The 6,072-nt window shown below is 59.0% G+C and carries 7 protein-coding genes and 1 pseudogene; 1 reads left to right on the forward strand and 7 read right to left on the reverse strand.

The window, feature by feature from the left end:
* Positions 1-237: 237 nt before the first annotated feature.
* Entirely contained in the window at positions 238-408 is a 171-nt protein-coding gene (locus tag X771_RS1000000169655; protein WP_023673960.1) for a DUF1515 family protein, read from the reverse strand.
* Between the two features lie 320 nt (positions 409-728).
* On the opposite strand from X771_RS1000000169655, the gene X771_RS135780 reads away from it, so the two are divergent.
* Positions 729-1,001, forward strand: a complete 273-nt coding sequence (locus X771_RS135780; RefSeq protein WP_023690703.1) for a hypothetical protein — start codon at positions 729-731, stop codon at positions 999-1,001.
* Between the two features lie 772 nt (positions 1,002-1,773).
* Here the strand turns inward: X771_RS135780 and X771_RS135775 are convergent.
* From X771_RS135775 to X771_RS1000000169660, 6 genes and pseudogenes are all read right to left on the reverse strand, one after another.
* Positions 1,774-2,142: a VanZ family protein gene (locus X771_RS135775; protein WP_245261975.1), complete on the reverse strand. Its 369-nt coding sequence runs from the start codon at positions 2,140-2,142 to the stop codon at positions 1,774-1,776.
* Between the two features lie 703 nt (positions 2,143-2,845).
* On the reverse strand, positions 2,846-3,091 hold the full coding sequence (locus X771_RS135770) for a hypothetical protein (RefSeq protein WP_023673947.1): 246 nt from the start codon (positions 3,089-3,091) through the stop codon (positions 2,846-2,848).
* 663 nt (positions 3,092-3,754) lie between these two features.
* Entirely contained in the window at positions 3,755-4,135 is a 381-nt protein-coding gene (locus tag X771_RS135765) for a hypothetical protein (RefSeq protein WP_023690706.1), read from the reverse strand.
* Between the two features lie 385 nt (positions 4,136-4,520).
* Entirely contained in the window at positions 4,521-4,790 is a 270-nt protein-coding gene (locus X771_RS01000000165715; RefSeq protein ID WP_023690707.1) for a TadE/TadG family type IV pilus assembly protein, read from the reverse strand.
* A 58-nt stretch (positions 4,791-4,848) separates the two neighbouring features.
* Entirely contained in the window at positions 4,849-5,280 is a 432-nt protein-coding gene (locus X771_RS135760; protein WP_023690708.1) for a TadE/TadG family type IV pilus assembly protein, read from the reverse strand.
* 4 nt (positions 5,281-5,284) lie between these two features.
* A pseudogene (locus tag X771_RS1000000169660) lies at positions 5,285-6,072 on the reverse strand (hypothetical protein); the annotation flags it as partial.

A 6,072-nucleotide genomic window follows, 5' to 3' on the forward strand; every position in this document is an offset into this window, starting at 1 on the left:
CGCGAGTCACAATGCGCTCCTGGAGTGAAACCGCTGTCTCATAGTGGTCCACGATCATCTGAAATGAAGCGCTCACTGGGGCGGATTCAAAGAGCTGTGCCATTGTGGCAATGTAGTTCCAAGATGATGAGAGTCGATGCGGCCGCTGCTTTGCGTAACAATCGTACAATGTGCTCAAGAATGTGCGGTTACCGGATCTAGACGGCCTATCCGGAGGTGGTGTGGAATTCTGCTGACTTAGCAGCACGGATAGAACTCGTGATCCGCCACGCAGCACGCGCCAGATAGGACCAATAGGGCGTAACTAGCGACGCGAGCGCCGCCGCTGCGATGCAGTGAGCCGAATGCGCCGAGGCCCATCAACTTCCACCGGGTCACCTCGGCAGTGGCCGCCTTCACCCCGGTCATGTCTTCGCTGAGCGATTCACCGCGTCTTCAGCCTTGGCAAAACGCTGCACCAGCTTGTCGGTCTTGGCGTACATCTTCGATCGGCTGGCGGCTGGGCGCTGCTCGGATTGCTCGTAAGAGAGCGCGGCTCAAGCATCGCTGTCGTTTAATGTCGCGCCGGATCTCGGTTGCGTCTCGCTGAACGCCCTCCATGGACGCCCTTCATCGTGGGTCCACCAGGGCTTTCTTGTTGTCTGAATAGCCGCCTTCGTGCGCGAGCACCTTGGCAGGCGCTTTCTTTTCGCGCGAAATTGCCATCGTTTTCAAGCGGGAGGGTCGGGATGCAGATTTTCGATGACATCGAGGCGCTGCTGGATGCGGGTGAAGCCTCGACGGCACTTAAGGAAGTGCGGGCGCTGGTGCATCAATTTGGGCGCGGGTCCAGTGTCTTGGCGGGCGCGATCGACGACCTCATTATTGACCTGTCGACGCTATCATTCGTCGCCGATGCTTACGGAGGCCGCATCGCAGAGGCGGCGCGCATGTTGGCCCGAAAAAGACTATTGAAAATCAAGTTGCTCGCACCTCGTCAAAGCGTTGAAGTGGTCAGCTAGAGATTGGTGGTCGCTACGAAAAACGTGTAGACCTGCTCGGTGCTCCGACGCATCGAAACCTCTCGCCATCATCGGTTCCGTGCGGACGAAAGAGCCGCCTGACCCTGCGACCAGATGAAAGCTTGGACTTGCGGCAGACCGCAAGCAGTTGGAGCTTGAATTGCCGACACACTCTCAGGAACCGTTGCCGGGATCGCACTCCATTGGTCGTCGGCCCAGATCCGGCGCGCCTCGCTTAAGGTGCCGGTCGAATATGGCCAGCTTCTCTTCGTAGCCGATCCGCACTCTGGACCTGCAACTATCGCATTTGAAACCGGCAATCNCTACACGACGCTCTTCCGATCTGCTGGCGCTCACCTTTCTAAGGTGCCGCTCGAATATGGCCAGCTTCTCTTCGTAGCCGATCCGCACTCTGGACCTGCAACTATCGCATTTGAAACCGGCAATCGTTTTCAGCCAGGATCCCCTTCTCACCATAGGGCGTGAACAGGAGGGGCATTGGAATTCTAAAGGTACGTCGCGCAGTTCATTTGATAGAGGCACTGTGCATGTTCTCCTCAGCGGCACGGCCACTGCAACAAAGTAGAAGGAGAAATGTTTCCGGATTCGGCCATTTGCGGGAAAGAATCGGACCTAAGTCTAAATGGTGAGCGGCCCTGAAACCCATCGGCCTTTGCGTCGGAAATTAAAAATAGCGAGGGTTCGAAGGCGGCCGCGGGCGTGAGGCTGGCAAGTGGGCCAAGACGGCGGCGGTAAGGCGGAGCTGTGGCGATCAAATAACCGGTTCGCCCAGAATCTCGTTCACCCAGCTCATGGTTCTCAGCCCGTATGCCATTCCGGCGCAGTCGGCAAACCAGTCGAAGACACTCATGTCACGCCCTGTGACGCTTTGAAGGATTTCGATCGCTGCGCCCGTAAAAGCAAGTAGAACCGCCAGCCGGACCACCTGTTGGGGCCAGCCGAGGCTACCCAAAGCCGACAAGGTGGCGAACGCGGCGGCGTGGTTGAGCTTGTCGTGATGAGACGTAAAGGCCAACGCGTGCAGCAAGTGGTCTGGCAATAGCGCGAGCAACAGGACGACCGCCAACGTGGAGAGAAAGGCAGCCCTTGCCATGCTCTGATAAAAGCTCGACTGCGGCAATCTATCCGCAGCACTCCCGGTTCCTAGTTCTCGCTTCCGATACTGGCGCACTAGGCAGAGCTCCAACCTGCATCTGAGCTACGAGCGCGAACAACTGGCATGCTTAACAGGCCTCCTGATGTCATCAGGAAGTTCCATGAAACAGCCTATGTCACTCTGGATGGTTCCATAGGGCGCTGCGAATGTCGCCCTCCATTGTGATGAGGCCGAGGGTTTCCTGCCGAAAAGGCGCGGCGGAATAGGCGAGCCATTGGTACCGCTTGCGCCCAGGTGCGATGCGTATCGTGCTGGGCGGGAGCGGAACTCTTTCCAGCCTTGGCCCAGCTGTGCAGCCGGGCCGACGCCCTTCTGAATTCAATTATCGCCGGCGTCGCGGCTAAAAGACGAAACCGCTGTTTAGTCTGGTCATCCCTGCCTTGGTGATCTCGCCTCTACATATTCCAATCCTAGACGCTAGGCCAGCAGCGGCCACTCGCGGCTGTCCATCAACAATCCCAAACATCAGGTCGCGGTTATATACAAAAAAGCCGGCCACCTTTCGGCAGCCGGCCAGTGCAAACAAGGAAGGGAACGTTGCACTGATGGGGCAGTGCACCGTCCGAAGCGTTTCCAGGCGACAATGTTCCACCGATGAGAGAACAAAGAAGGCTTCACCGCCAGCGCACATTCCCCTTAGCTGCGCTGTATTGCCAGCGGCTAGTCTCTAAAGGCCTTTAACCAGCCACGGATCGGTGTCGTATCCGAGGCGCGGCTTTTCCGGCGTTCCATCGGCCGGCAATTTGGCGGTTCCGGTCGGCCTGCAGTCCAGTTCGAGCACCTGCTTCTTGGCAGAGTGCTTCGTAGAGCAAAGGTCCGTGGCGTCACTCACCACCACCTTCTTCTCCTTGGCTATAGCGACACCAGTCCCAGCGATCACGATCGCCGCGCAAAACACAGCTACTCTCATCATACTCCCCACCGTTGCTCCTCCCCAAAAATGCTGAGCATGACGTTACGGCACATTTAAATTAGCGCAAGCGAATATTAGCTTGACTAGTCCCCTTCACATCGGCTCTGGTCGCCTCCCCTTGCTGCTGCGCCTTGCGAAACCGGCAGCGCGATATGCTAGGATGGGCGCATGCCTGCTCATGACCGGGCGGCCGCTGTTAACGACTTGAGCTTGACATGGCAGAAGGCTGCAGCCGTCAAGTTTCCCAAGTCGTCGTGGCGATGAACGATCGCGTCGAGGATCGCTTACCAAGCGGCGTTTACTAAGTTCCGCTGGTGCAGCCCTGCGCGAACACCATAACCACGTGATGACAAATCAGCCATGTGTGTGGCGCGGCGGGCTTGTTCCGCTTGTGGCCGGCGCCTACCCACCCGGGTTCCCCAACCATGGCGTCGGCCATTTTCGTTCTCTCAGCGATTATAGGCCTTTGCTATCGGCCTATGTGTTGGCCTTGGATCGCCAGATCGCGGTTAGATCGCCTCGTTCGTTTGGATGTTTCGCTGGCGTTGGCAGGAGGCGCATATGTTCGCCAGCCGGCGGATACCACACCGCCCCACCGGTCAGGCCCAGCGCGTCCGCTGCAAAGTCCCCGCAGACCGCTGCTGGGCCGCTGGCGGGCAGCGGCTACTTGCTGACGATCCAATCCACCAAGCCAGTTTCGATCAGCTCGCACCCAGTGAAATCGCGCACCAGGGCCTTGGCTAAATCGCGCCATTGACACTCAGGCGTACCCGTTTCCCCTACTAGGGCTCGGAATGCACATCGGAGAACGTCGGCTTGAAAGGCGGAGACGGCAACAGTAGACGGGTCGGCATCTTCCCAGCCTAGCGCCACGTCGCGACGACGTTGACCAAGGCGCTTCAGAAGCTCGCGTGAGGCTCGGATGGCCCTGCGCGATTGATCCATGTCCCGGCGAAATGTGGCGGGTTCCGCCATGGACTTCTGGCGCATCAGCAAGGTGGCCGTAGTGGCCGCTCGAGCGATATCTATGGGCGTTGCAACCATCGCAGCCTCCCAGAAAAGGCAATGGCAAACGACACATTAATAAGCTCGCCGAAACTCTCTCCGCAATGAAAAGAGTTGTACGAATTTTACCAACCCGCACCCTTTCAGTGATGCCGGGCCGCTGCTGTCCTCGCTCTTGTTCTGTCATCGTAATGAAGGACGACATCTCCGAGCACCCGTAGCACACCTGTTGCATGGAAAAAGCTGTAGGCGTTTATAGGTGCCCGGGCACTCCGCCATTTGTTTGCGTTGTGGAGCGGGACAAAGCAGGTTTCCTCACTCAGGCCGCCTACCGTGAAGCGGGGCACAAGCCCGACTTCGACGCATTGCCTTGGGAAGCTGAATACAGGGCCGCCAACTCAACGAAAGCCGGTCGTACGCCTAGCTAGCAACCAGAGGCACCGTGACGGTCGTGGCGTAATTTATCGGATACTGGTCGAAATACGGGAAAGCGATGACGAAGGCATAGCTNCAGACCCAGGTTCACCAATTTCTGCGTGGCGATGGCCTGGATGTCGCTCTGCGAAAGCGTGTTGTTCAGCTGCAGCGCCCGAGAAGAGGTTTCCAGTGTATAGCGGACGGTCGACACGGCATTCATGGCCCAGCCGAAGGCGAAGATTCCGAACAAAAGCATCACCAGGAAAGGCGCGATCAAGGCGAATTCCAGCCCGGCTGCGCCGGAGCAGTCACGGCGCCACCTGGATCCGATCCTTTCAGCGGACACGGATCACCTGCTGATGACTGATCGCGCGCGGGTCCGGGAAGACACCGAAGTTAAACGGGGGCACCCAGGTGCCCGTCGCCGTTATCTGGACGAAGATTTTCTTTCCGCCGCAGATGGTGGTCTCATCCACGACCGTGGCGCCGCACAAATAGGAGCGGACCAGCACGACCGCGGCGTCCTCGGGCTTGTCGTTCCAGCTCGAAAGCGCGACCGCCTGCGTCCCGGTGTCATTGGACGCGCCGGCCATCACGAGATTGGCCGCGGTTTTGACGCCCGCGCGCATCTGCAGGTAACTCGTCACGTAGGACCAGCCATCGGCGATGCCGAGGCAGACCAAGCACAGGACGGGCAGCAACATGGCAAACTCCACGGCGGCTATCCCGGATTTGTCCCGGACAATGCGCAAGGTCCGCCCACCCATCCCGCTACTCGACAAGCTGAACGGACAGTGCCGCCGGAATGTCGTCCATCCCGAGGCCTTTGCAGTTCTGCTTGATCGTCGTACTGCCTGACCACTGGATAGTGTCGGCGACGACCTGAGTGCAGCCACCGTTCCCCGAGAAGTTGCCAAGGTAGTTGACCTGCTGCCTGGGAAAATAGATGGCGCCGGTCAAAAGCGAGTCCGCTGTGCCGTTGAAGGTGCTCTGTGCCGCAGTCCCGGTCCTGTCGCCGTAGAACAGCACGCCGGAATAGGCTCCGGAGGTAGGCGCGCTCAGCGTCACCTTGGCGTTGCCGTTCATGCTGACGGTGTTGCTGCCTGCCATGAAGATGGTTACCCCGCTGCCGGCGACGACCGCGTTGGCGTTGACCTTCATACCGCCCTGCACGACGTAGACGCCTGGCTGCAGGGTGACGTTGCCGCTGAGGCTCATGCCGCTACAGTAGGTGCCAGGCTGGAGTGTTTGCGACGTCTTGTTGCCGTTGACANGGGCTGCAGGGTGACGTTGCCGCTGAGGCTCATGCCGCTACAGTAGGTGCCAGGCTGGAGTGTTTGCGACGTCTTGTTGCCGTTGACATTCTTGCAAGGGTTGCCGGCTGTCGGCGTCGCCAAGCCGGAGAAAGGATCGGCTGCCGGCAAGGCTCGGGTGATGTTGGACTTGCAGACTGTGGTCGCTGGATTGTTCAGCACCATGCCGCCGACCGTGATCAGGCAGTCGGCCTTGAGCACCGCCGAGCCCTGCGTCTTTATGGCGTCCGAGGCAATCGAGTCCGA

Source organism: Mesorhizobium sp. LSJC269B00, assembly GCF_000502815.1.
In the GTDB taxonomy this organism is placed as follows: Bacteria; Pseudomonadota; Alphaproteobacteria; order Rhizobiales; family Rhizobiaceae; genus Mesorhizobium.